This window comes from Endozoicomonas sp. PH6C (assembly GCF_059322965.1).
The window spans coordinates 2319404-2342845 of sequence record NZ_CP185342.1; the positions used below are offsets into that span (position 1 = coordinate 2319404).

Here is a 23442-nt window from a genome sequence, read left to right on the forward strand (position 1 = left end):
AGCCTGTTTGTCTGGCTACCCTTTTCGCTTGCTCAGCCTCCCGGAGCTGCTGGCAGACACAGTCAGAGGATTGTTATTTGTCAGGGGCTGCTGCTTTGTTGCTTTTGCCACGTTCTTCAGCTGGTGCTTTGTTCATCAGTGGTTCAATAATCCCCGTGAAACACAAGGCGGCCATGATTCCTCCGGTAATTGGGCCCAAAACATACACCGTCAAAAAGCCATAATGGTTATCGGGAAACGCCGCGCTCGCCCAGCCGGACATTGAGGCTAACAGACGAGGGGATAAATCTCTGGCCGGGTTGAGTCCTGCCTGGGTCAGTGGCGCAATAATTGAGATAATGGCGGCAACGGTTAAACCGATAAATAGCGGGGCCAGAGCCTGATCCGGCCGCCCTGTGTTGCAGGTTTCGGTAAGGGCGAGAATCATAAATACCAGAGTGAATGTGCCTGTACACTCGGCAAAAAAAGCATTGGTAGTGGAAACAGAGGCTGTTTCTCCGGCCATCGGGTTGGGGTAGTAGTCACCGAATATCATTGCACTGGCTATGGATGACTCGGAACCGCGGACAATGTCATGGGCTAATTCATATTGCACGATTGAACTGGAGAAAAGCAGGTAAAGCAGGGCGGCTGCCGCAAATGCTCCGGCAAACTGGGCAATCAGATAGCAGGGTAGCAAGGTCAATGGCATTCGACGACTGATCACCATAGCAATACTCACTGCCGGATTGAGATGCGCGCAGGAAAGACGTCGGGTGGCGTAAATCGCCAGCATCACTGCCAGTCCCCAGACCATGGCCACCTGAAAGAGTCCGGCATGGGCAGAAAATAGCACCGTGACGGCCACTGAGCCGCAGCCAAATAACACAAGGATAAACGTGCCTATAAATTCTCCGGCAAAGCCTTTTAGATAGTTCATTTGAGTCATTCTCCTGATTTGAAGTCTGGTCATCCGGTGCGCAGGCGGGGAGATAAACTGTTTCTGAAGCAATTTACAGAATGTTATGATCCCGGTGGTGAGTTCCTCCGGGGTGTTATCGCTTCTCCCGGGTGTCTCGGCAGGTCTGCAAGGGGCAGGAAAAAAGGTAGTTCACAGGCTTGTTTCTCGCAACTGGTCTCTGCTCGTCCGCTTTGTTGCAGGCTATCGGCAAACATAGACATTGAGCTTAAAAGTCATGGATTAATTTCATAGCGTGCATGGCTGTTTCAGAAGTAAACATAAATTTACCAACCTGAGGTTCGACTTTTTCTATAATTGTCAGGATTTTCAGGAAGAACTGAATCGCCGGGAAGGGCGTGCTTCTTTCAAAGGTTGGCTATATCAGGATTAGACCCAAAGCAATGACGGATTTACTTGCATTTGTTTTTCCGGGGCAGGGATCCCAGTCGGTGGGCATGCTTGCTGACCATATCGACGACCCTGTTGTCGTGCAAACATTCACTGAGGCTGCTGGAGTGCTCGGGTTTGATGTGCTGAGGCTGATCAGTGAGGGGCCTGCAGAGGAACTCAACAAAACGGAGAATACCCAGCCAGCACTGCTCACTGCGAGTGTAGCTTTGTGGCGTCTCTGGCTTGAGAAGGGCGGTGAGCAGCCTGTCTTTATGGCGGGTCACAGTCTGGGGGAGTACTCGGCACTGGTCTGTTCGGGGGTAATGAAGTTTGCCGATGCCGTTCGGGTTGTTCGTCAACGTGGTCTCTTTATGCAAGAGGCCGTTCCGACCGGTACGGGCGCCATGGCTGCCATCCTCGGACTTGAAGATCAGCAGGTGATTTCACTCTGTCAGAATGCTGCCCGGGGAAGTGTGGTCGAAGCGGTTAACTTTAATTCTCCGGGCCAGGTGGTTATTGCCGGTGAAAAAGAAGCAGTGGCCCGTGCAGTTGATCTGGCTAAGGAGGTGGGTGCCAGAAAGGCAATGCCTTTGCCAGTGAGCGTGCCCTCTCACTGCGCACTGATGAAGCCAGCGGCACAGAAGCTGGCTGTTGAGCTGGAGCTTGTTGAGTTGAGCCAACCTTCAATCGCTGTGATTCAGAATGTCACTGCAGAGCCTTGTTCAGAGCCGGATAAAATGCGTGAAAACCTGGTCAGGCAGCTCTATAGTCCTGTTCGTTGGGTGGAGACGATTCAGTATCTGAATGGAGCGGGAGTGGCTCGGTTTGTTGAGTGTGGTGCTGGCAAGGTGCTTGCTGGGCTTAACAAGCGGATTCTGCGCAGGTCACCTGTACTGACTCTTGAATCGGCATCCTCTTTCGATGATTTGCCAGGTCATTCTTGATTGTCATTTTCAGGTATGCGGTATCTGGCAGTTTGTCGGACTTGCATTACATTCAAGTCTGCAGGGCTGACTGGTACGCACTTCTGTGACTGATAGCTATAAGCGAAAAAACGTGCTTATTTTAGGCGCTTGGAAGAAGTAGTTTCGCACTAGAACAACAGGATATAACTATGTCGAACCTTGAAGGCAAGGTGGCTCTGGTTACCGGCGCCAGTCGCGGAATTGGCAAGGCCATTGCCTTTGATCTGGGCCAGCAGGGGGCTGTAGTGGTAGGTACCGCTACTTCCGGCCCGGGTGCTGCAAGAATCACTGAAATGCTGCAGGCTGAGGGAATAAAGGGCTGCGGTATGGTCTTGAATGTCTCTGAGACTGGAAGCTGTACTGAAGTGGTAAAAGCAGTGACATCCGAATTTGGTGCCCCGCAAATTCTGGTTAATAATGCTGGCATTACTCGTGACAATATCCTGATGAGAATGAAGGATGATGAGTGGGACGATGTCGTCAATACTAACCTGAGCTCCATATACAGAATGAGTAAGGCGGTATTGAGAGGCATGACCAAAGCCCGTTGGGGTCGTATCATCAACATCAGTTCCGTGGTAGGTTCCATGGGCAATCAGGGGCAATCCAACTATGCGGCGGCCAAGGCCGGAATAGAAGGCTTCAGTCGCTCTCTGGCCAGAGAAATTGGCTCTCGCCAGATCTCTGTGAATACAGTAGCTCCGGGCTTTATTGATACCGATATGACCCGTGAGTTGCCGGAAGAGCAAAGAACCTTTTTGCAGTCCCAGGTGCCTATGGCTCGCCTTGGGCAGCCCGAAGAAATTTCCGGTGTGGTGGCTTTTCTGGCCAGTGACGCAGCCGGTTACATTACCGGAGAAACCATTCACGTGAATGGTGGGATGTACATGGGCTAGTGTTTGGTGTTATTTGCACTTGACTCGTGTCAAAAACCCCTCCGATAAAGATGAAATTTTCGGTAATATAACAGGCCTGTCCTTGAAATTACCGCAAGCGTTTATATATAGTAATTGACCGCAGACAGGGTGGCTTTGAATCACCCTACTGCACCCGAATATCCATAGGAGCACAACCAGGTATGAGTACCATTGAAGAGCGCGTCAAAAAGATCGTTTGCGAACAGCTTGGCGTAAAAGCAGAGGAAGTCACCAACAGTGCGTCATTCGTAGAGGACCTCGGCGCGGACTCTCTGGACACTGTTGAGCTGGTAATGGCTCTGGAAGAAGAGTTTGAAACTGAGATTCCGGACGAGGAAGCTGAAAAGATCACTACGGTTCAGGAAGCCATTGATTACGTTGTTGCTCATTCCTGATTCTGTCCGGGTTGCATGCGAGTAAATGTGTCCTGAAAAAGCCGTACGCAATAAAATGCGTGCGGCTTTTGTGTTTTTACAGTGAGTAACCTGACTGGGATATAATGCCAATCGAACTTTCTAACTCCCTATTGCGCTGAAGATTTGAGCCTTAATCCTGCGTTGACGATCGTAGCCTTGTCTTGAGGCAAAAATCTCCGTGCTTATCACGGGAGTTAGAAAGCACGATTGGTATAAGCTACTCACACAAAGATAATGTCATCATTTTTACATAATCATTTAGCATGATTTTTTGTAAACCTGTGGCCTTAACTGGTTTATGACTCATGAAAGGGCTGAGCTCGATGATTAATTGTCAGCGCCCCCAATGCCCGGGTATAAAAAAAGAAAGTCAGAAGATCTGATGCAGGAGTGAATTGTTTTGTCGCACAGAAGGGTAGTGGTAACAGGGCTTGGAGCTTTATCTCCGGTAGGTCTGGGTGTTGATCAGAGCTGGCAGTCAGTGTTGGCTGGTCGCAGTGGTATTCATACCATCGATCATCTGGATACTGAGAAATTCAGCGTCAGTATCTGTGGTACAGTAAAAGGCTTTCGAGCAGGTGATCACTTCAACCCTAAAGATGCCCGAAAAATGGATGTCTTTATTCAGTACGCACTGGCGGCTTCTGTTGAAGCGATGAAAGATGCAGGGCTTGATGGCAGTGATTTGCTGAAAGGCGATAATGTTGGTCGCTATGGTGTTGTCATTGGTTCCGGTATTGGTGGTATCACTTCTATTGAACAGAGCTATGATACGCTTCAGAAGTCTGGCCCTCGTCGTATATCTCCCTTCTTCATACCAGCGGCTATTATCAATATGGCGGCGGGCTGGTTGTCCATGCACTACAACTTGCAAGGACCTAATTTTTCCACCTCCACTGCCTGTGCAACGGGTAGTCATGCCCTTGCTCTGGCTGCCAGAACCATTGCCTACGGTGATGCTGACATTATGGTCTCCGGCGGTGCTGAGAAAGCCTCTTCAGCACTGGGGATGGCTGGTTTTGCGGCGGCCAGAGCCCTGTCTACCAGGAATGACCAGCCTGAAGCGGCCAGCCGCCCATGGGATAAGGATCGCGATGGCTTTGTGCTGGGTGATGGTGCTGGTGTTGTGGTGTTGGAAGAATACGAACATGCTGTACGACGTGGAGCCACTATTTATGCTGAGCTCAGTGGCGTAGGAATGAGTGGTGATGCTTACCACATGACATCACCACCTGAAGATGGTCGTGGAGCCGCCAGGGCCATGCAATCAGCATTGGATGATGCCGGCCTCAAGGCAGAACAGGTGGCCTATATTAATGCCCATGGTACCTCCACGCCTGCCGGTGATATCGCTGAAACCAGGGCAGTGCACACTGTTTTTGGTCAGGCTGCCAGGCAGGTTGCCGTCAGCTCCACCAAATCCATGACCGGTCATTTGCTGGGGGCGGCCGGTTCGTTGGAGGCCGTGTTTGCAGTGAAATCGCTGCAGGATAATATGGCACCTCCCACGATTAATCTGGAAAATCCGGGTGAAGGTTGTGATCTGGATTATGTGCCCGGAAAAGCCAGATCCATTGAGATGGAGCATGTGCTCACCAACTCCTTTGGGTTCGGGGGTACTAATGTGACTCTGGCTTTCTCGAAACTGGGTTAAAAACTTTGGATAATCATCATCCTGTCAGCTGGGTCAATGGAGAGCCAGCTTCTGAAGTATTGGTCAGCGACAGAGGTCTGGCTTATGGAGATGGTCTTTTTGAGACCATCCGGGTTCAGGCCGGGGTCCCCACTCTTTTTGATCTTCATTGTAAAAGGCTCTGTTACGGTATTGCTGTGCTGGGTATTCCTTTTGATCTGGAAGCGTTTAAAAATGAAGTCAGAGGCTTTCTGCAAAAGCAGAATCTGAAGGAAGGAGTGCTCAAAGCGATAGTGACCCGTGGTTCTGGCGGTCGTGGGTACAACCCGGAGGGTTGTGACCGTCCCAGTCGGATTCTCTCCTTTCATCCATTTCCGGTCTATCCTGACGACCCCGCCATCACAGGTGTCAGATTGCATCAATGTAAAATCAGGCTCGGTGATAATGTCTTTGCAGGAATTAAACACCTTAATCGTCTTGAGAACGTCATGGCTCGCTCTGAATGGCAGGGTACCGAATGCCTGGAAGGTTTATTGCTGGGTATGGACGACAGGCTTATAGAAGGAACCATGAGCAATTTATTCCTGGTATCGGGTAAAACCTTGAGGACGCCCGCTCTCGACAAATCAGGTGTCAAAGGGGTTTGCAGGGATCTGATTCTGGAGCAGGCCTGTCAATGGGGTTTTCAAGCAGAGGTGGGGGATTATCGCCTGCAAGATCTTGCAAAGGCCGATGAAGTATTCGTTTGTAACAGCGTTAATGGAGTCTGGCCGGTGATCGCCTGCGGACATTTACACTGGTCAGTAGGCAGTGTGACCCGGACATTCAGAGACAAGGTTCAGGAAGTTTTGAATGCTTAAGAAGTTGTTGTTTGTTGTGGTAGGTCTCTGTCTTGCAGGGTTGCTGACAGCCGTCGTGTTTTGGGAGGCGTTGGGTTGGTACGGTGATCAACCTGTGATGGTGCCCGACGGTAATGATAACCTGGAGTTTACTATTTCTCAGGGCGAGTCCATGACTGCTGTAGCAGACAGTCTGGCTGAGTTGGGCTGGCTTCAACACCCGAAAATCTTTGTACTGCTGGCTCGAATAGAGAAGGCTGCCGCCGGGATTCACGCCGGGGATTATCTGATTCCGGCTGGCATTAGTCACAGGGAGTTGCTGAAGATTTTTACTTCTGGCCAGGTGCGCTACTACAACGTGACACTGGTTGAAGGTCATACGCTGGAAGAGGTCGTGACTGCCTTGAATCAACACGAAAAACTATCCTCACCTATGGACGACAAGGCGTTGCAATCACTTTACAAAAGTCTGGCAATAGAATTGAACCCGGAAGGTCTGTTTTTTCCTGATACTTATTTCTTCCAGTCCGGTGCTTCTGTTGAATCCATACTCAGGCGAGCATATAACCGGATGGATTCAGTACTCGGCGAAGAATGGGGAAAACGTGCCGAAGGACTCCCTTACAAAAATCCTTACGAGGCACTGATTATGGCTTCTTTGGTGGAAAAAGAGACGGGTGTCGTTTATGAGCGAGGTGAAATAGCAGGTGTTTTTGTCAGGCGTTTGCAAAAAGGTATGAGGCTGCAAACTGATCCCACCGTGATTTATGGCCTGGGGGATAGCTATAAAGGAAACATTAGTCGTCAAATGCTTCGCAGAGCCACTCCATACAACACTTATTTGATAAAAGGATTACCTCCGTCGCCTATTGCCATGGCCGGTCGGGAAGCGATTCATGCTGCTTTGCATCCGAAAGATGGCAAAACACTCTATTTTGTCGCCAAGGGTGACGGTACTCACTATTTTTCGAAAACTCTGGCAGAGCATAATCGTGCTGTCAGAAAGTATCAGATCGAACAGCGTCGAGAGGATTACCGATCGACTGTGGAGACTCAATAATGGCTAATGCTCCCTCCGGTTTTTTCCTGACGATTGAAGGTGGCGAAGGTGCGGGTAAAACGACGGCGGTTGATTTTATCAAGAGCTGGATGACTAAGCATCAGCTGGCATTTACTGAAACCCGTGAGCCCGGCGGTACCCTGGTAGCTGAAGAGCTTCGCTCGCTTTTGCTGGGGCATCATGGCGAACCCTTGTCTGATATGACTGAATTGCTGATGATGTTTGCCGCTCGCTCGCAAAATATGTTTCATAATATTTTGCCCGGGCTGGAAGCGGGAAAAATCGTACTCTGTGATCGCTTTACCGATGCCACCTATGCCTATCAGGGGGGCGGTCGTGGTCTGAATACGCAACCGGTTGAGATGTTGGAGAACCTGGTGCAGGGCTCCCTGCGTCCGGACATGACCATTCTGCTAGATGTTGATCCTGAAACCGGTATGGCCAGAGCCAAAGGACGAGGCGGCAGGCTGGATCGGATTGAGCAAGAAAAAATGGACTTTTTTATCCGGGTTCGTAATGCCTATCTGGAAAGGGCAAAGCAGTCTCCGGGGCGGTTTGAAGTGATTGCTGCCGGACAGTCTCTTGAAAGTGTTCAACAACAGTTGCTGGAAGTGCTTGAGAGAAGACTGGGAGGTCGATAATGAAAGACTGGAGTATTTTTCCCTGGCAAAACGCTCAGTGGGAGCAGATGGTTCACTGTCAGCAGTCGGACAACCTGGCCCATGCCTATTTGTTAAGAGGTCTGCCAGGTACCGGAAAGCTCCAGTTTGCCAAAGCATTAGCGGCTTATCTGTTGTGTATGAATCCTCAGGCGACAGGGGCTTGTGGTCACTGCAAGGAGTGTGAGCTACTGAAGGCCGGCACGCATCCTGATTTTACAGTGCTGGAGCCTGATGATCCCGGTCGACCTATCCGGATTGACAGTATTCGAAAGTTGAACGAGTTTGCCCATAAAACAGCTCAGCAGGGGGGGCGCAGGGTGATTATCCTGAGTCCGGCAGAGGCGATGAATGTCAATGCGGCCAACGCGCTGCTCAAGTGTCTCGAAGAGCCGGGAGAAGATACCATTTTCCTGCTGGTCAGTGCTCGCTCCGGCGATATGTTGCCCACCATACGCAGTCGTTGCCAGCAATTAAACTTTGCGACTCCCAAAAGATCAGAAGCGGAGCAATGGTTAGCTTTGCAGCTGGAAGACTCAAGTCTGGTATCGCAATTGTTGGATCTCACCGCTAACTCGCCTTTGGAGGCCAAACGATTTGCCGATCAGGGACTCCTTGAAAAAAGAGAAGCCCTGGCTGATGGCATAAAAGGACTTTTCAAGGGAAAGCTAACCCCTGTTGAATTGGCAAAAAACTGGCAGTCAGCAGATTTGACTCTTACGATCAGCTGGATCATTGGTTGGCTCGATGATGCCGTTAAGCTGGGTTTAAACGGCGACCCTTCAGACCTTCGAAATCGCGACCAGTTGAAAATGCTCGAGTATCTGGCTCGAAAAAGCGATGCCAAAGCACTTCTGCAGGAGAGGGAGTGGTTGATGTCGCAAAGACAGTCACTACTCGAAGGGGGGAATCTTAACCCGCAGATATTAATGGAAGGTGTCTTCTGTCGCTGTCTTGAGTGGGTGTTGTAAATGATGTCGAATGAACAATGTCAGTTTTTCATCAGACAGACTGCAAGTTCAGGATTAGAGCCCTACAAACGCCCTCTTAACCTTACGTCCTCCCAAAAAGTGGCGGCAGGAAAATAAAAACGCATCGTCGCATCCGGGTAATCAGTTCGCTGCTGATTTTTGCTCATCACGGGGGCGCTTCTTCTTGGCGGCCTCCTCTTCACGCTCCTTGTTCAGAGTAGTCACCAGCTGCTCAAGCTCGGTGTCATCCAACCACCTGGAGGAGTGATCACGTTCAAGGACTAACAGCTCAACGTTGCGAGCACCAGAGTCGGCAACCTCCAGCAGGCCCTTCAGGGCGAATTTAATCGTTTCATCGCGGCTCATGTCATCCCTGTATTCTTTCTCCAAAAGCTCCAACACAGCCTTACTCTTCTGTCCGACAGAGCAGGCCTTCCAGCTGGCGCAGACACCGGCGGGCTCAGTCTGCCAGAGCTGAGGGGTACCATCCATGTTGAAGCCACCAATGACACAGGCAACACCGAAAGGGCGACAACCTGCAGAGTGAGTAGCTTTCTGCTGGATTTCAGCAATATGACGGGCTATGCAGTTGATATCCATAGCGTCCTCGTAGGACAAACGGTAGCTCTGGCACTCCAGCTGAGCCTTCCGGATCAGAATACGGGCGTCAGCAGACAGACCAGCGAAGGCCAGATGAGCGTGCTCATCAAGCCTGACGATTTTACCGATAGTGTGGCTCTCCAGCAGCTGCAACGACTTCTTTCTCACAGCCAGGACGACGGTATCGGCAGACTTTACTCCGACCACGCAGAGACCAAGACCGACAGCCTCTCCAGCGTACTCCACTTGTAACAGACGACCGTCTCCGGAGAACATACGACCGTCTCCAGAGGACAGACCACCACCAGCAGCCGTATTTTTCTGTGGGTTGATCCGTATTTGCCTGCCATGCCTTTCGTTAGAGGCTGTGTCGGGTTCCGAGGGGCGTTCTGAATGATCAGGATGGAAAGGCTTCTTGCGAATGCAGCGGTTCCATTCATGCCAACCACCACCCGCTGGCAGCGATGGGCCGAAAATCTCCGGATACAATGACTCAAGAAAGTTCTGGCTGAACTGACTGAACCGCAAGCAGGCCTCAATCCTGCTGATAAATAACAGCTTGCCGTTGTCCTGGATGATGTATGACGGTTGCCCATTACTGTCCTGAATATAAAAAGCGGTGCCATGGGTGAATGCGAGAAATCTTAATAGCGGGTCATCGAATAATGAGTCCAGTGTCAGTTTATTAGCCCATCTGAAGACAGATCTGACACTGCCGGTGTCACTCTGAACAGATTCAGCCGCAATGAATTGCGGCCAGTTTTCCCCGGCAATATCGCTGACTCTCGCCGCAGCAGCAAACTCAGAAGGCGCAAGAATCAGCGATTCTTCTTGATCAAACCTCAGCCAGATTTCATCCTGAAATAAAACCGGAATACCGGATTCAACATAACGGATTGACAGAGGCAAGGGGCTACGAAGGAGACAGATTAACGGGTTTTCGACTGCGTCAAGGTCATTGTTTTCAGAGCTATCAAAACCACTGCCTGCAGCCAGAGTGACTGGTAATTTTATCTGAGCGTATTGTGGAGAAACGACAGAAAGCTTTTTATCAAAAGGACATGAGCTACTTCCGACATGCTGAGCAGGCTGTGGTGGCGTATTCAGGTCAGGCAAATGGTGTTTTGTTTCGGGAATAGTCCGGTAAACAGTGGCCATAAGAGGCAAAAGCGAACTTAATGACATCTGCCCGGAGATGCTATTGACGGCCACTGCCAGCTGAATCGTTGCCAGTTGCACCATAAAACAGGACGAAAGAAATTTGCAAACAGCAAGTGCGTAATATGTTTTTTTCATATCACTCTGGTATCCGTCATACACTATCCTGTTCAGGCTTCAATCACCGAACATGAAAATTACAGTCAAAGAACTTTCCGCAATGCCAGCCAGGTGCTTTTCCGTCCGAACAGTTGTTCAGAGATGAATGCGTTCAGTCCATAACGAATTCGATGCCAGATAGCAGGATAGACTATCAGACAGAGGGTCATTATCGACTCATGACCATCACCCTCACGATGCAGTGATGATGTCCTGCATCGGCAATGCTCCTGAAAGCTCCCAAGTCATCACTGACGGTGCGACAGGAAGTGTCGACCAGATCTTTTTGTGCGCACAAATCGGAGTTTTTCTTGTGAAAATAGTCTCTGTCAACTCATCGATGGACGGGTTACACTGACTGAAAGATAAGCTCAAATTCAGTCTGGGCTATGGGAAAAAGAAGAATCACAATAACAGGAGAAGAATGATGAACCGTGCAAAGGGTGGTATGTCAGGCATTTTGTCATTGACGATCAAAGACTCCTCTTCTCTCTATTCATCCTATATGCCTTTTATAACGGGTGGTGGGTTATTTATTCCGACTTCAAAGCGTTACTCACTGGGAGATGAGGTTTTTATTCGTCTGACTCTGATGGATGAAGCGGATAAATTACCTGTTCCCGGCAAAGTGGTCTGGATCACACCCCAGGGCTCTGCCCGAATGGCCGGGATAGGTGTTCAGTTTACTGACGCAACAGACACGGTCAGAACTAAAATAGAAATGTATTTGGCGGGGGCGCTCAAGTCCGATCGCGAAACCAGTACCATGTAGAGCTTTGACCTCAGGCAGTTTCTCTGCCTGAGGTTGTAATTACCGGGACAGGTATTCATTCACCGTTATAAACTTCCTCATCCAGATCATCCTCCCATTCCGCTATCATCACTGCAGCATGAATACTGATCCAGTTGACGGCCCTGCAGGGTTGTCGCCCAGAACAGCATGATATACAGAACAAAGGTTTGAGCTCAATTCTGCACGGCAGTTGAGGAAAGGAGAGGGCGCATAAGGTATCATGACCGATCATCTTATCTGAATACCATTGAATTTATTGCGACTGAATATGTTGATTGATTCACATTGCCATCTCGACCGTCTCAAGCTCGACAGCTACGACGGTGATCTGGAAGCAGCACTCAATGCGGCAAGGCAGGCGGGGGTTGAAAGAATACTTTGCGTGGGGATTGATCTTGAGCATGCAGATGCTGTGGTTGGTCTGGCTGACAAATATCAGGATGTGTATGCCTCGGTTGGAATACACCCTCTCGAAAAAGAGGCCGCCGAGCCGGATCTGCAAACCCTGTTGCATTATGCGGCACACCCAAAAGTGATTGCACTGGGTGAGAGTGGTCTTGATTATTATTACTCGGCTGACAATAAAGAAAAGCAGCAGGAACGGTTCAGAATTCATTTGCAGGCAGCTCAGCGGTCACAACTTCCAATGATTGTCCATACCAGAGACGCAAGAGAGGATACCCTTAAGTTGATACGCCAGCATGGCGATCTGGAAAAAGCAGGAGTGCTGCACTGCTTTACAGAGAGCTGGGAGATGGCGAAAGAGGCGATGGAGTTGAACTACTTCATCTCTATTTCCGGCATCGTAACCTTCAGGAATGCGACTGAATTAAGAGAGGTCGTCAAGAAGGTGCCTCTGGATCGGCTGCTGATTGAAACCGACTCCCCTTACCTGGCACCCGTTCCTCATCGAGGCAAACCCAATGAGCCTCGCTATCTGCCTGATGTTGCAAAATGTGTGGCAGAGTTAAAAGGTATCTCACCAGAAAAGCTGGCTGAAGTCACTTCTGAAAATTTTTTCCGGTTGTTCCCCAAAGCGGCTTCTGACTGAAGAGAGGGTTGGTTGTAAATGCAGGCATCCAATCAATTAGCCGACTCTCCAGATTGTCGGTAACGATCAATGAGTGGATATTCACTGAGTCGATCTCCACTATCAAGATAATGGTGACTTCTTTCTACATTAAGGGATTCCACGATCATTCGCCTATGGCATATCCAGAAGACTGTCTTTATAATTGCGCAACCATTTTTTTTCAATGGTGAGCCGCTGCGGCCACATAACGATGAATTGATGTGCGATTTTACTTGAGTCTCAGACAGAAGCCTTTCGGACTTATGCTTTCAAGCATGAAGCCGACACGCTCTTCGACAGCATGAGGCTTGGGGATGTTAATCGTCATTTTGCTTGGATCAGAATACTGCCAAACAGGGTTCATTCTACCGGGGTGCGTTCTTCAGGGAGCCTGCAGGACGGACTCAGGTCTGACTGACACCCTTCTGTGTATCTGATTGAAGTAGAGATCATAGCTTGAATTCTGACTTTCCGGTTGGAGAAAAGCTGTGTATTCGGGTTTGTTCTGGTCAGTTGTCGGTTATCACTGGAGAGGCGGGTTTATTCCGGACCTGAAAATTGATTGATTAGGCGAAAGGTATGATCAAAATCAAACAGGGGCTGGATCTTCCGATTACAGGGGTGCCTGATCAAAGCATATCCGATGGCCGAGCAGTTCGCTCTGTCGCCGTGATTGGCTCTGATTATGTAGGTATGAAACCTACAATGGCCGTCGCTGTCGGAGATCGAGTTAAAAAAGGGCAAGAGCTCTTTACTGATAAGAAAACACCGGGTGTGCGCTACACTGCGCCTGCCGGCGGTGTGGTTGCTGCGATTAATCGTGGTGAAAAGCGGTTACTACAATCCGTTGTTATTGATGTCGATGGTGACGATGAAGTCTCGTTTACTGAGCACAAGCCAGAAGCACTGTCAGCTTTGACTGCTGATCAGGTAGAAGCACAACTGAATGAATCCGGATTGTGGACTGCCCTTCGCACCCGACCCTTCAGTAAAGTGCCAGCCTTGGGTTCTCGCCCGGTTTCCATTTTTGTTACTGCCATCGATACCAATCCTCTCTCAGCTAACCCGGAAGTCATTATCAGTGAGCATGCTGAAGCGTTTGAACAGGGCATCAATATCCTCGGCAAACTCAGCGGTGGCAAAATCTTCCTGTGTAAAGCACCCGGTGCTCGTATTCCGGCCGGTATTGCGACTGCTGAAGAGTTTGATGGGCCTCATCCGGCTGGACAGCCCAGTACCCATATTCACTTTCTGGATCCGGTGAGTGCTGAAAAGACCGTTTGGCAGATTAACTACCAGGACGTTATTGCCGTTGGCAAACTGTTCACCACTGGTAAACTCTTTACTGATCGTGTTGTAGCTCTGGCAGGTCCTCAGGTTGAGAAGCCTCGTCTGATGCGGACCCGACTGGGTGCCAGCACTGATGAGCTGTCTGCAGGTGAACTGAAAGAGGGTGATAACCGTATTATCTCTGGTTCTGTGTTTGGTGGCCGTACTGCTAAAGGCTCCTTTGCATTCCTGGGTCGTTATCACACACAGGTTTCCGTTCTGGAAGAAGGCAATGAGCGTTTGTTCATGGGGTGGATAAACCCTACTGTGAACCGTTACTCTGTGCTGAATGTTCTGACTTCCGGCTTGAGCAGAAGCAAGCTGTTCAACTTTACAACCACCACCAACGGCAGTGAACGTGCCATGGTACCAGTGGGACAGTATGAAAAAGTCATGCCTCTGGATATCCTGGCGACACAATTGCTGCGTGCGATTGTGGTTGGCGATACGGAAATGGCCCAGAAACTGGGCGCCCTGGAACTGGAAGAAGACGATCTGGCACTGTGTACATACGTGTGTGCCGGCAAGTATGAATACGGTCCCATCCTGCGCGACAACCTGACCCGTATCGAGCTGGAGGGCTGAGAAATGGCTTTGAGAAAACTCCTTAACTCCCTCGAGCCCCACTTTGTCAAAGGTGGCAAGCACGAGAAGTGGTATGCACTGTATGAGGCAGTAGACACTCTGCTCTATACAGCTCCTAACAAGACCCATAACACCGCTCACGTTCGCGATGCGATCGACCTGAAGCGTATGATGGGCATGGTTTGGCTCTGCACCTTCCCGGCCATGTTCTTTGGTATGTGGAATGTTGGCTTCCAGGCCAACACGGCTATTGCTGGTGGTCTGGCTGCTCCTGCTGACTGGCACGGTGCCCTGATCAGCCTGCTGGCGGGTCATGATCCGGCAAGTCTGTGGGATAACTTCATCTATGGTGCTGTTTATTTCCTGCCTATTTATGCCGTGACATTCCTGGTCGGCGGTTTCTGGGAAGTACTGTTCGCTATCGTTCGTGGTCACGAAGTCAACGAAGGTTTCTTTGTCACTTCTGTCCTGTTCGCCCTGATTGTTCCCCCCAGTATTCCGCTTTGGCAGGTAGCCCTGGGTATTTCCTTCGGTGTTGTAATCGGTAAGGAAGTGTTTGGTGGTACCGGCAAGAACTTCCTTAACCCGGCGCTGACGGGTCGTGCGTTCCTGTTCTTCGCTTACCCTGCACAGATTTCCGGTGACCTGGTCTGGACTGCTGTAGACGGTTTCTCCGGTGCGACTGCCCTGAGTCTGGCGCAGCAGGGAGGTATAGATCAGGTAGTCTCCAATGGCATTACCTGGTTTGACGCTTTCCTGGGTACCATCCAGGGTTCTGTCGGTGAGACCTCTACTCTGGCAATTTTCATTGGTGGTGCTGTGTTGCTGGCGACACGTATTGCTTCCTGGAGAATCGTCGCCGGTACCATGCTGGGTATGATTGCAACGGCAACCCTGTTTAACATGATTGGTTCCGAAACCAACATGATGTTCAGTACTCCATGGTACTGGCACCTGGTTATGGGTGGTTTTGCTTTCGGTCTGATCTTTATGACAACCGACCCTGTATCCGCTTCCATGACCAATACCGGTCGCTGGTATTACGGTATTCTGATTGGCATCATGGTCATCCTGATCCGTACCGTTAACCCGGCTTACCCAGAGGGTATGATGTTGGCCATTCTGTTCGCCAACCTGTTTGCGCCGCTGATTGACCACTTCGTGGTTGAAGCCAACATCAAGCGTAGGGAGGCTCGTGCCTGATGGGTAACGATAGTATCAAGAAGACGTTATTTGTAACGATTCTGCTCTCTCTGGTGTGCTCCGTTGTGGTATCTGCTGCAGCTGTTTTCCTGAAGCCGCAGCAGACCCAGAATGTTGAGCTCGACGTTCAGCGCAACATTCTGAGTATTTCTGGTCTCACCAAAGATGCCAAGGCGCTGAGCAACAGCGAAGTGGCCGAACTTTACAAACAGGTTCAGCCGCGACTGGTTGACCTCAAAACAGGCAAGTTCGTTGAGGAAACACCTGAAGGTCAAACCGCTGATAACTACGACCAGCGTGTTGCAGCCAAGATTCCTGATGAGTCCCGTGCCCTGAGTGGTGCTGAAGATATTGCCAGCATCAAGCGTCAGGCTGACATTGCCAAGGTCTATATCGTTGAGAAAAATGGCAAGCTGGAAACCATCATTCTGCCCGTACACGGCTACGGACTCTGGTCTACCATGTATGGCTTTATGGCTCTGGATAGCGACCTGAACACCGTTAAGGGATTCGGTTTCTACGACCAGAAGGAAACTCCGGGACTGGGTGGCGAAGTAGACAACCCACTTTGGAAGGACAAATGGCCTGGCAAGAAGATCTACGACAATAAAGGTGTAGTGGAAGCAGGCCTGGTAAAAGGCGGTGCGGATCCCAGGTCTCCTTACAAGGTCGACGGTCTTTCCGGCGCCACTCTGACCAGTAACGGTGTAACCAATCTGATTCATTTCTGGATGGGTAAAGATGGCTTCAAACCGTTCCTTACTAATTTGAAAGCGGGGGATGCATAATGTCTGAGAAGACTAAGGATATCCTGCTGGAACCGGTCGTTAACAACAACCCCATAACCCTGCAGATCCTCGGTATCTGCTCGGCACTGGCGGTGACCACCAGCATGCAGGTCAGCCTGGTAATGGCCATGGCGGTAATCGGTGTTACCGCCTGTTCCAACCTGGCGGTATCTCTGATTCGTAACCACATTCCCAACAGCATTCGTATCATCTGTCAGATGACCGTAATTGCTTCCCTGGTAATCGTGGTAGATCAGATTCTGAAAGCTTACGCTTACGATATCTCCAAGCAGCTGTCTGTGTTTGTAGGTCTGATCATTACCAACTGTATCGTGATGGGGCGTGCTGAGGCCTTCGCTATGAAGAACGGTCCCAGGCTGTCGTTCCTGGACGGTATTGGCAACGGTCTGGGTTACGGTGCGGTGCTGCTGATTGTGGCATTCTTCCGTGAACTGTTCGGTGCCGGCAACCTGTTCGGTGTTGAAATCCTCAAGACTGTTAACAACGGTGGCTGGTACCAGCCTAACGGCCTGATGCTGCTGGCTCCAAGCGCGTTCTTCCTGATCGGTCTGCTGATCTGGGTGATTCGCAGTCGCAAGCCGGATCAGGTTGAAGACAACGAGTTCAAAATGGCTCCTAACACCAAGTTCAGCGAGGCCCACTAAGCCATGGAACATTTCATCTCACTTTTTGTGAAAGCAGTGTTCGTGGAAAACATGGCATTGGCTTTCTTCCTGGGTATGTGTACCTTCCTGGCGGTGTCCAAGCAGGTGAAAACAGCTCTGGGTCTGGGAGTTGCTGTAGTGGCCGTATTGACCATTACTGTACCCATTAACAATCTGATTTATCAGAATATCCTGAAAGATGGGGCGCTGGCACCCGGTATCGATCTGAGCTTCCTGGGTCTGATCACCTACATCGGTGTTATCGCCGCTCTGGTCCAGATTCTGGAAATGTTCCTGGACAAGTTTGTACCGTCACTTTATAACGCGCTGGGTGTATTCCTGCCGCTGATTACCGTGAACTGCGCTATTATGGGAGCTTCCCTGTTCATGGTTGAGCGTGACTATAATCTTGGCGAGTCTGCGGTATATGGGCTGGGAGCTGGCGTTGGCTGGGCTCTGGCAATCGCCGCCCTGGCCGGTATCCGTGAAAAGCTGAAGTACAGTGACGTGCCTTCGGGCCTGCGTGGCCTGGGCATCACCTTCATAACTGTTGGTCTGATGTCACTGGGCTTCCTGTCATTCTCTGGCGTACAGCTGTAAGGAGGTCGTGTAAATATGGATTCTACTATCGTATTGGGCGTAGTCATGTTTACCGTTATCGTGCTGACGCTCGTAGCGGTCATTCTGGCAGCTCGCTCGCGGCTGGTCAGCACCGGTGATGTGACCATCAACATCAACGAAGACCCCGATAAGGCCGTCACCACGGTGGCCGGTGGCAAGCTTCTGACGACTCTGTCAGGTGCGGGCGTCTTCCTGCCATCTGCCTGTGGTGGTGGTGGTACCTGTGCACAGTGCAAGTGTAAAGTACTCGATGGTGGCGGCGAGATGTTGCCCACCGAACGTTCTCACTTCACCAAGCGTGAAGAGAAGGAAGGCTGGCGCCTGTCCTGTCAGGTGAACGTCAAGCAGGACATGGAAATCGAAGTTGAAGAAGAACTCTTCGGTGTTAAGAAGTGGGAGTGTGAAGTTGTTTCCAACGAGAACGTTGCCACCTTCATCAAAGAGCTGGTTCTGAAACTGCCAGAGGGAGAAGACGTTAACTTCCGCGCCGGTGGTTATGTGCAGCTGGAAGCGCCTGCGCACACGGTTGAGTACAAGAACTTCGATATTCAGGATGAGTACCGTGGCGACTGGGACAAGTTTGACCAGTGGAAGTACGTTTCCAAGGTGGATGAAGAGACCATCCGTGCCTACTCCATGGCTAACTACCCTGAAGAGAAAGGTATCCTCAAATTCAATATCCGTATCGCTTCACCGCCTCCGGGTACTGACTTTGAGCCGGGCAAGATGTCTTCTTACGTCTTTAACCTGAAGCCAGGTGATAAGATGACTGTTTATGGACCCTTCGGTGAATTCTTCGCGAAAGACACCAACAACGAAATGGTCTTTGTCGGCGGTGGTGCAGGTATGGCGCCTATGCGTTCTCATATCTTCGATCAGCTGAAGCGTCTGTCTTCTACCCGCAAGATCTCTTTCTGGTACGGTGCCCGCTCCCTGCGTGAAGCATTCTACGTAGACGAGTTCGACAAGCTGGCAAAAGATAACCCTAACTTCACCTGGCATTTAGCTCTGTCTGATCCTCAGCCAGAAGACAATTGGGAAGGTTACACCGGCTTTATTCACCAGGTGCTGTTTGACAACTACCTGAAGCAACACGCTGCACCTGAAGACTGTGAGTTCTATATGTGTGGACCTCCCATGATGAATGCTGCGGTAATCAAGATGCTTGAAGATCAGGGCGTTGAACCTGAAAACATCATGCTGGACGACTTTGGTGGTTAATCACTTCGGTGGTTAATCCAGCAGTCTGATGCAGATGTTTATTCGTGAGCGCTCAGTTGTTCTCGATACAAAAAACCGGTGATACTCTCAGAGTTCACCGGTTTTTTTGTTGGATTTATCATTGAACCAATATCCGACGGTTAACTTCAGAAACTTTTTGCCCATGACTATTTTCATGTTGCCCTCTATATTTTGATCTCTGCTACGCCACTCCTTTTACCATTGAAGAAGAGTAATTACGTTGAGTTTAAAGTCCAGGCACCAATCTACGACAGAGCTAGATCACCTTCGAGACATCTTGACAGACGTGATTAGCTCATTAGGTGAAGCAAATAGCAATATTAAAAAGCTCGAGATTAAGGTTGATGAACGCTTTGACAAAATTGATAAACATTTTGACAAAACCGAAGACACTCTCTCCATTAGCGTGAATTACCTCAAGAGATAATCACGTCACTCAGCAAAAAAAATAATAGCTATTGGTATAATCAATGTGTAAATTCGACTAGCAGAAGTAATGGAGGTAGTTGAAGTGGCTGAAGCAGTTGAAGCAGTTGAAGCAGTTGAAGCAGTTGAAGCAGTTGAGGTAGTTGAAGCAGTTGAGGTAGTTGAAGTAGCTGGAGCAGTTGAAGTAACTAAATCAGTCCACTCAGAATCATTTGATGTCAATGCATCATAAAAGTATGTTTGATTAGCTGATGAATTAAGGTAAATGTTTTTGGTTATAAAATCAGCGTTAGTGAATATTGGCGTGTAGATTATCGGGCTTCCATTGTAATTAGACCCGGTTGAATGTATACCAATTAGATATTCAGTATTATTAAACTTATAAAATAGCGGTGAGCCTGAATCTCCATCTTTTCCATCCCCTGGATAGTTTAAGATATATCTAAGATCCTTATGTTGGCACATCCGCCGTGTTAGCCATGATAAGCTCACTTTTTTAAGTACTGAGGTTCCCTGGTAGCCTGCTGCAAAAGGGGTTCTTATAGAACTGGCTAGATTTGAACAATTATATATTGAAAAATCAAGAAGGGGATGGTTGTCAAGAATGACATTTTCTGAAAGCTCCATAATTGCAATATCTGTTTTTGGGATTTCAAGATTCGGATGAAGAATGAATCTTTTAACTTTAATTCTTTTTTTGCTATCCATGTTTTTGAGATCGACATATGAATCTAATGCTTCTTTTTCAGAAAGGAAACAGTGAGCAGCACTTAAAACATGTCTTTGAGTGATCAAAAATGCGGTACACCTTATTATACAACAGGGATCAAAAATATTATTTAGCTGTACAATCCAGGGAAGCTGCCCTATGGGAACTACTTCTGCTGGATCAGTGTACCTTTCCACCCTGTCTCTTGCCAACAACTGCATTGGGTAACATAAGATAAAAAATGTGAACACAAGTTTCAGCAAATTCATGTACTTACCTTCGAATTATGAAAATCGAAGACATAAGGCTAGAACACATTACCAGCGCGAGCCATATAACATCGACTTGTAGGTTGAGGCAGAGTAGGTGCTGATGACATTTTCGCCCATGAGTTATGTCGATGCTCAGTTCTATCAGGCATTATCTTCAAAAACTGTGGCGGTGGCCCACAGTTGACCTATAAATTTCATAACCTGTCGGGCTTCTCGCTCTGCTATTTTTCGACTGAAGGATTTTGCCCTCCTATTTATTTTTTTATGGATCTGACGACTAAATGCTGATAAGACGGGAAAAGACTTAACAGGAAGTCGAGTTTTATTCGTAGGCAGAGTGGAGAAAGATGTTTCGGCAATCCGTAAATAGTTAGCATATAAACCTATTATTTCTCTGTTGAAAACTAGTTAATATGTTAATGCTAAGATTGTTTATTTCAAGCAGTGGCACTGCCATTGCCTGGGTGAAGCATTATTAAGATAGATAGAGGGGACCTCTTCATGCTTTGGGTTCAGTTAGCGGTTGTACTTGGGGCTATTTTTCTTGGGGCTCGGCTGGGTAGTATCGGGATTGGTTTTGCTGGTGGTATGGGGGTACTGGTATTGACTCTGGGCCTGGGGCTCGAACCCGGGGCAATACCTATAGATGTTATCCTGATCATTATGTCGGTGATCGGTGCAGTGGCTGCCATGCAAGTGGCTGGGGGTCTGGATTATCTGGTTGAGCTGGCCGAGAAGCTCCTTCGCAGTAAGCCAAAGTATATTACCTTTCTTGCACCGACTGTCACTTACGTTATGACTCTGCTGGCAGGTACAGGTCATACTTCTTATTCTACTCTGCCGGTAATTGCAGAAGTGGCTAAAGAAAACGGTGTTCGTCCATCTCGCCCACTGAGTATCGCTGTGATTGCTTCCCAGATTGCCATTACTGCGTCACCTGTCTCTGCTGCAGTTGTCGTGTTTAGTGGCTTTCTTGAGCCCTATGGCATTGATTACCTGCAACTGCTGGCCATCTGCATTCCTACTACTTATGCCGCAGTTATGCTGACCGCTGTTATCTGTAATTTCATGGGCGTGGATCTGGACAAGGATTCTATCTATCAGGAAAGATTGAAAGCCGGTCTGATTACCTTGCGTGAGACTAAAGCCCGTCAGGGCAGCAGGAAAGGCGCTGGCCTCTCTGTGGGTATTTTTGCACTCAGTATTTTGGCTGTGGTGCTATACGCTACGGCTATCAGCGGTAACGTCGGTCTGATTGAAAATCCTGTTTTGCCCCGCGACTCTGCCATCATGGTATTTATGATGATTGCGGCTGGTCTGATTACTATCTTCTGCAGGATTGATTCTGGCAATATCCTCAATGCCCAGACCTTCAAGTCCGGTATGAGTGCCTGTGTCTGCGTACTGGGTGTTGCCTGGCTGGGTAATACGTTTGTCGGGGCGCATATCGATTCTATCCAGGCTCTGGCGGGTAATGTACTGAACAGCTACCCATGGCTGCTGGCGGTTACACTGTTCTTCGCCTCCATGCTTCTATACTCTCAGGCTGCTACCACTCGAGCCCTAATGCCTGCTGCTCTGGCTCTGGTTGATCCTGTGACCGCTATCGCTTCTTTCGCAGCGGTATCCGCTCTGTTTGTTCTGCCTACTTATCCAACACTGCTGGCAGCCGTAGAAATGGACGAGACCGGGTCTACCCGTATCGGCAAACTGGTATTTAACCACCCATTCTTTATGCCGGGCACTGTCTGTATTGCACTTTGTGTTGCCTTTGGTTTTGTTTTTGCGCCAATGGTTATTTAAAGCGGGCAAAACAGAAACCAGCTTATCACTGATAAAAAAAGCCCGGTTAACCGGGCTTTTTCGCAGAGCTTAGCCGCGATAGTAACGCTGTTCAATAAACGGCATACGACTCACAGTCATAGGCAATTTTTTGCCGCGCACCTGCGCGAAAACTTCTGTTTCCAAGGCAGCATATTCAGTTGTAACGTAGGCCATTGCGACAGGAGCACCAACAGTGGGTCCAAAGGTTCCCGAAGTCACAACGCCGATCTTCTCGCCATCGGCGTTGACGATTTCAGTTCCTTCACGAACCGGTGCACGACTGCTGCCGATCAAGCCAACACGTTTGCGGGTGAAGTCTTTGTTTTCAATCTGGCTCAGGATCTTGTCTGCACCGGGGAAGCGGCCAGCACGCTCACCATCCTTACGACGGTTTTTGCTGATGGCCCAGATCAGGCTGCTTTCGATGGGAGTGGTATCTGTATCCAGATCGTGACCGTACAGGCAGAGTCCACTTTCCAGACGCAGGGAGTCACGGGCACCCAGACCAATGAACTCGACTTCCGGCTGATCCAGCAGCATACGACAGAATTTGTCAGCGTCTGCTTCAGGGATTGAGATTTCAAAACCATCTTCACCGGTGTAACCCGAGCGGCTGATGTATACGTCAACGCCTTCAATGGTCATGTGAACAGAGTCCATGAAAACCATCTTTTCTGTTTCAGGCGCAAAACGGGTCATAACGGATTTTGCTTCAGGACCCTGAATAGCGACCAGAGCACGGTCATCCAGAACCTCCAGCTTAACATCCTCAGGCAGATGAGCCTTCATGTGAGCAATGTCCTGATCCTTACAGGCGGCGTTGACAACAATGTACAGGCTGTCATTGCCTTCGTTGGTGACCATCAGATCGTCCATTACGCCCCCCTGTTCATTGGTGAACAGGGCGTAGCGTTGCTTGCGCTCAGGCAGATCAATAATGTCGACAGGTACCAGAGCTTCCAGAGCCCTGGCCGGATTGTTGCCTGTCAGACGAACCTGCCCCATGTGGGAGACATCGAACAAACCCGCTTTTGCACGGGTGTGCAGATGCTCGGCTTTAACCCCCAGAGGATATTGAACCGGCATATCGAAGCCTGCGAAAGGAACCATTTTCGCGCCCAGCTCCTGGTGCAGGCTATGCAGTGGTGTTTTTTTAAGTTCGGTCATTAGGGATACTCCCTGAAATTGTGAAGAAGCCGGGGAAGT

The 23442-nt window shown here is 49.4% G+C and carries 21 protein-coding genes; 17 read left to right on the top strand and 4 right to left on the bottom strand.

Going from position 1 to position 23442, the window contains the following annotated elements; translation table 11 throughout:
• Nucleotides 1-73: 73 nt before the first annotated feature.
• On the bottom strand, nucleotides 74-919 hold the full coding sequence (locus ACOMG9_RS09025) for an MIP/aquaporin family protein (protein ID WP_448216674.1): 846 nt from the start codon (nucleotides 917-919) through the stop codon (nucleotides 74-76).
• A gap of 422 nt (nucleotides 920-1341) precedes the next feature.
• On the opposite strand from ACOMG9_RS09025, the gene fabD reads away from it, so the two are divergent.
• From fabD to ACOMG9_RS09065, 8 genes are all read left to right on the top strand, one after another.
• Complete coding sequence (gene fabD / locus ACOMG9_RS09030) at nucleotides 1342-2274, top strand: ACP S-malonyltransferase (protein ID WP_422133352.1); 933 nt, start codon at nucleotides 1342-1344, stop codon at nucleotides 2272-2274.
• A 170-nt stretch (nucleotides 2275-2444) separates the two neighbouring features.
• Nucleotides 2445-3191 carry a 3-oxoacyl-ACP reductase FabG gene (fabG, locus tag ACOMG9_RS09035; RefSeq protein WP_422137727.1) on the top strand — a complete coding sequence of 249 codons (747 nt, stop codon included), beginning with the start codon at nucleotides 2445-2447 and terminating at the stop codon, nucleotides 3189-3191.
• Nucleotides 3192-3373: 182 nt separating this feature from the next.
• Entirely contained in the window at nucleotides 3374-3607 is a 234-nt protein-coding gene (gene acpP, locus ACOMG9_RS09040) for an acyl carrier protein (RefSeq protein WP_034842413.1), read from the top strand.
• Nucleotides 3608-4028: 421 nt separating this feature from the next.
• A complete protein-coding gene (gene fabF, locus ACOMG9_RS09045; RefSeq protein WP_422133354.1) occupies nucleotides 4029-5282 on the top strand; it encodes a beta-ketoacyl-ACP synthase II in 1254 nt (417 codons plus the stop codon).
• A gap of 5 nt (nucleotides 5283-5287) precedes the next feature.
• Nucleotides 5288-6121: an aminodeoxychorismate lyase gene (gene pabC / locus ACOMG9_RS09050; protein ID WP_448216675.1), complete on the top strand. Its 834-nt coding sequence runs from the start codon at nucleotides 5288-5290 to the stop codon at nucleotides 6119-6121.
• A complete protein-coding gene (gene mltG / locus ACOMG9_RS09055; protein ID WP_494530107.1) occupies nucleotides 6114-7160 on the top strand; it encodes an endolytic transglycosylase MltG in 1047 nt (348 codons plus the stop codon). Before pabC ends, mltG begins: the two co-directional genes overlap by 8 nt.
• Entirely contained in the window at nucleotides 7160-7801 is a 642-nt protein-coding gene (gene tmk, locus ACOMG9_RS09060) for a dTMP kinase (protein ID WP_448216677.1), read from the top strand. The genes mltG and tmk overlap by 1 nt, the downstream gene beginning before the upstream one ends.
• On the top strand, nucleotides 7801-8790 hold the full coding sequence (locus ACOMG9_RS09065) for a DNA polymerase III subunit delta' (protein WP_448216678.1): 990 nt from the start codon (nucleotides 7801-7803) through the stop codon (nucleotides 8788-8790). The genes tmk and ACOMG9_RS09065 overlap by 1 nt, the downstream gene beginning before the upstream one ends.
• A gap of 141 nt (nucleotides 8791-8931) precedes the next feature.
• Here the strand turns inward: ACOMG9_RS09065 and ACOMG9_RS09070 are convergent, their stop codons facing one another.
• Entirely contained in the window at nucleotides 8932-10686 is a 1755-nt protein-coding gene (locus tag ACOMG9_RS09070; RefSeq protein ID WP_448216679.1) for an Ntn hydrolase family protein, read from the bottom strand.
• Between the two features lie 448 nt (nucleotides 10687-11134).
• On the opposite strand from ACOMG9_RS09070, the gene ACOMG9_RS09075 reads away from it, so the two are divergent.
• From ACOMG9_RS09075 to nqrF, 8 genes are all read left to right on the top strand, one after another.
• Nucleotides 11135-11479, top strand: coding sequence for a PilZ domain-containing protein (locus ACOMG9_RS09075; RefSeq protein WP_422137097.1), 345 nt, complete (start codon nucleotides 11135-11137; stop codon nucleotides 11477-11479).
• A gap of 289 nt (nucleotides 11480-11768) precedes the next feature.
• A complete protein-coding gene (locus ACOMG9_RS09080; RefSeq protein WP_448216680.1) occupies nucleotides 11769-12551 on the top strand; it encodes a TatD family hydrolase in 783 nt (260 codons plus the stop codon).
• Nucleotides 12552-13151: 600 nt separating this feature from the next.
• A complete protein-coding gene (locus tag ACOMG9_RS09085; protein WP_448216681.1) occupies nucleotides 13152-14486 on the top strand; it encodes a Na(+)-translocating NADH-quinone reductase subunit A in 1335 nt (444 codons plus the stop codon).
• A gap of 3 nt (nucleotides 14487-14489) precedes the next feature.
• A complete protein-coding gene (locus ACOMG9_RS09090) occupies nucleotides 14490-15689 on the top strand; it encodes an NADH:ubiquinone reductase (Na(+)-transporting) subunit B (RefSeq protein ID WP_422133362.1) in 1200 nt (399 codons plus the stop codon).
• On the top strand, nucleotides 15689-16477 hold the full coding sequence (locus ACOMG9_RS09095) for a Na(+)-translocating NADH-quinone reductase subunit C (protein WP_422137733.1): 789 nt from the start codon (nucleotides 15689-15691) through the stop codon (nucleotides 16475-16477). Before ACOMG9_RS09090 ends, ACOMG9_RS09095 begins: the two co-directional genes overlap by 1 nt.
• On the top strand, nucleotides 16477-17142 hold the full coding sequence (locus tag ACOMG9_RS09100) for an NADH:ubiquinone reductase (Na(+)-transporting) subunit D (RefSeq protein ID WP_422133364.1): 666 nt from the start codon (nucleotides 16477-16479) through the stop codon (nucleotides 17140-17142). Before ACOMG9_RS09095 ends, ACOMG9_RS09100 begins: the two co-directional genes overlap by 1 nt.
• A 3-nt stretch (nucleotides 17143-17145) precedes the next feature.
• Entirely contained in the window at nucleotides 17146-17742 is a 597-nt protein-coding gene (nqrE, locus tag ACOMG9_RS09105; RefSeq protein WP_317141965.1) for an NADH:ubiquinone reductase (Na(+)-transporting) subunit E, read from the top strand.
• Nucleotides 17743-17757: 15 nt separating this feature from the next.
• Complete coding sequence (gene nqrF / locus ACOMG9_RS09110; protein ID WP_422133365.1) at nucleotides 17758-18984, top strand: NADH:ubiquinone reductase (Na(+)-transporting) subunit F; 1227 nt, start codon at nucleotides 17758-17760, stop codon at nucleotides 18982-18984.
• Between the two features lie 453 nt (nucleotides 18985-19437).
• On the opposite strand, the gene ACOMG9_RS09115 is transcribed toward nqrF, so the two are convergent.
• Nucleotides 19438-20409: a trypsin-like serine protease gene (locus tag ACOMG9_RS09115; protein ID WP_494530108.1), complete on the bottom strand. Its 972-nt coding sequence runs from the start codon at nucleotides 20407-20409 to the stop codon at nucleotides 19438-19440.
• 504 nt (nucleotides 20410-20913) lie between these two features.
• Between ACOMG9_RS09115 and ACOMG9_RS09120 the strand changes: the two genes are divergently transcribed.
• A complete protein-coding gene (locus tag ACOMG9_RS09120; RefSeq protein WP_448216684.1) occupies nucleotides 20914-22215 on the top strand; it encodes an anaerobic C4-dicarboxylate transporter in 1302 nt (433 codons plus the stop codon).
• A gap of 69 nt (nucleotides 22216-22284) precedes the next feature.
• Here ACOMG9_RS09120 and gcvT read toward each other — a convergent pair whose 3' ends face one another.
• Complete coding sequence (gcvT, locus tag ACOMG9_RS09125) at nucleotides 22285-23403, bottom strand: glycine cleavage system aminomethyltransferase GcvT (RefSeq protein ID WP_448216685.1); 1119 nt, start codon at nucleotides 23401-23403, stop codon at nucleotides 22285-22287.
• Nucleotides 23404-23442 lie beyond the last annotated feature (39 nt).

Excerpts from the sequence above, each read along its gene's own strand:
- ACOMG9_RS09025 (WP_448216674.1), bottom strand. The coding sequence starts at position 919 with ATGAACTATCTAAAAGGCTTTGCCGGAGAATTTATAGGCACGTTTATC.
- fabD (WP_422133352.1), top strand. The coding sequence starts at position 1,342 with ATGACGGATTTACTTGCATTTGTTTTTCCGGGGCAGGGATCCCAGTCG.
- fabG (WP_422137727.1), top strand. The coding sequence starts at position 2,445 with ATGTCGAACCTTGAAGGCAAGGTGGCTCTGGTTACCGGCGCCAGTCGC.
- acpP (WP_034842413.1), top strand. The coding sequence starts at position 3,374 with ATGAGTACCATTGAAGAGCGCGTCAAAAAGATCGTTTGCGAACAGCTT.
- mltG (WP_494530107.1), top strand. The coding sequence starts at position 6,114 with ATGCTTAAGAAGTTGTTGTTTGTTGTGGTAGGTCTCTGTCTTGCAGGG.
- tmk (WP_448216677.1), top strand. The coding sequence starts at position 7,160 with ATGGCTAATGCTCCCTCCGGTTTTTTCCTGACGATTGAAGGTGGCGAA.
- ACOMG9_RS09065 (WP_448216678.1), top strand. The coding sequence starts at position 7,801 with ATGAAAGACTGGAGTATTTTTCCCTGGCAAAACGCTCAGTGGGAGCAG.
- ACOMG9_RS09070 (WP_448216679.1), bottom strand. The coding sequence starts at position 10,686 with ATGAAAAAAACATATTACGCACTTGCTGTTTGCAAATTTCTTTCGTCC.
- ACOMG9_RS09075 (WP_422137097.1), top strand. The coding sequence starts at position 11,135 with ATGAACCGTGCAAAGGGTGGTATGTCAGGCATTTTGTCATTGACGATC.
- ACOMG9_RS09080 (WP_448216680.1), top strand. The coding sequence starts at position 11,769 with ATGTTGATTGATTCACATTGCCATCTCGACCGTCTCAAGCTCGACAGC.
- ACOMG9_RS09085 (WP_448216681.1), top strand. The coding sequence starts at position 13,152 with ATGATCAAAATCAAACAGGGGCTGGATCTTCCGATTACAGGGGTGCCT.
- ACOMG9_RS09090 (WP_422133362.1), top strand. The coding sequence starts at position 14,490 with ATGGCTTTGAGAAAACTCCTTAACTCCCTCGAGCCCCACTTTGTCAAA.
- ACOMG9_RS09095 (WP_422137733.1), top strand. The coding sequence starts at position 15,689 with ATGGGTAACGATAGTATCAAGAAGACGTTATTTGTAACGATTCTGCTC.
- ACOMG9_RS09100 (WP_422133364.1), top strand. The coding sequence starts at position 16,477 with ATGTCTGAGAAGACTAAGGATATCCTGCTGGAACCGGTCGTTAACAAC.
- nqrE (WP_317141965.1), top strand. The coding sequence starts at position 17,146 with ATGGAACATTTCATCTCACTTTTTGTGAAAGCAGTGTTCGTGGAAAAC.
- nqrF (WP_422133365.1), top strand. The coding sequence starts at position 17,758 with ATGGATTCTACTATCGTATTGGGCGTAGTCATGTTTACCGTTATCGTG.
- ACOMG9_RS09115 (WP_494530108.1), bottom strand. The coding sequence starts at position 20,409 with ATGAATTTGCTGAAACTTGTGTTCACATTTTTTATCTTATGTTACCCA.
- ACOMG9_RS09120 (WP_448216684.1), top strand. The coding sequence starts at position 20,914 with ATGCTTTGGGTTCAGTTAGCGGTTGTACTTGGGGCTATTTTTCTTGGG.
- gcvT (WP_448216685.1), bottom strand. The coding sequence starts at position 23,403 with ATGACCGAACTTAAAAAAACACCACTGCATAGCCTGCACCAGGAGCTG.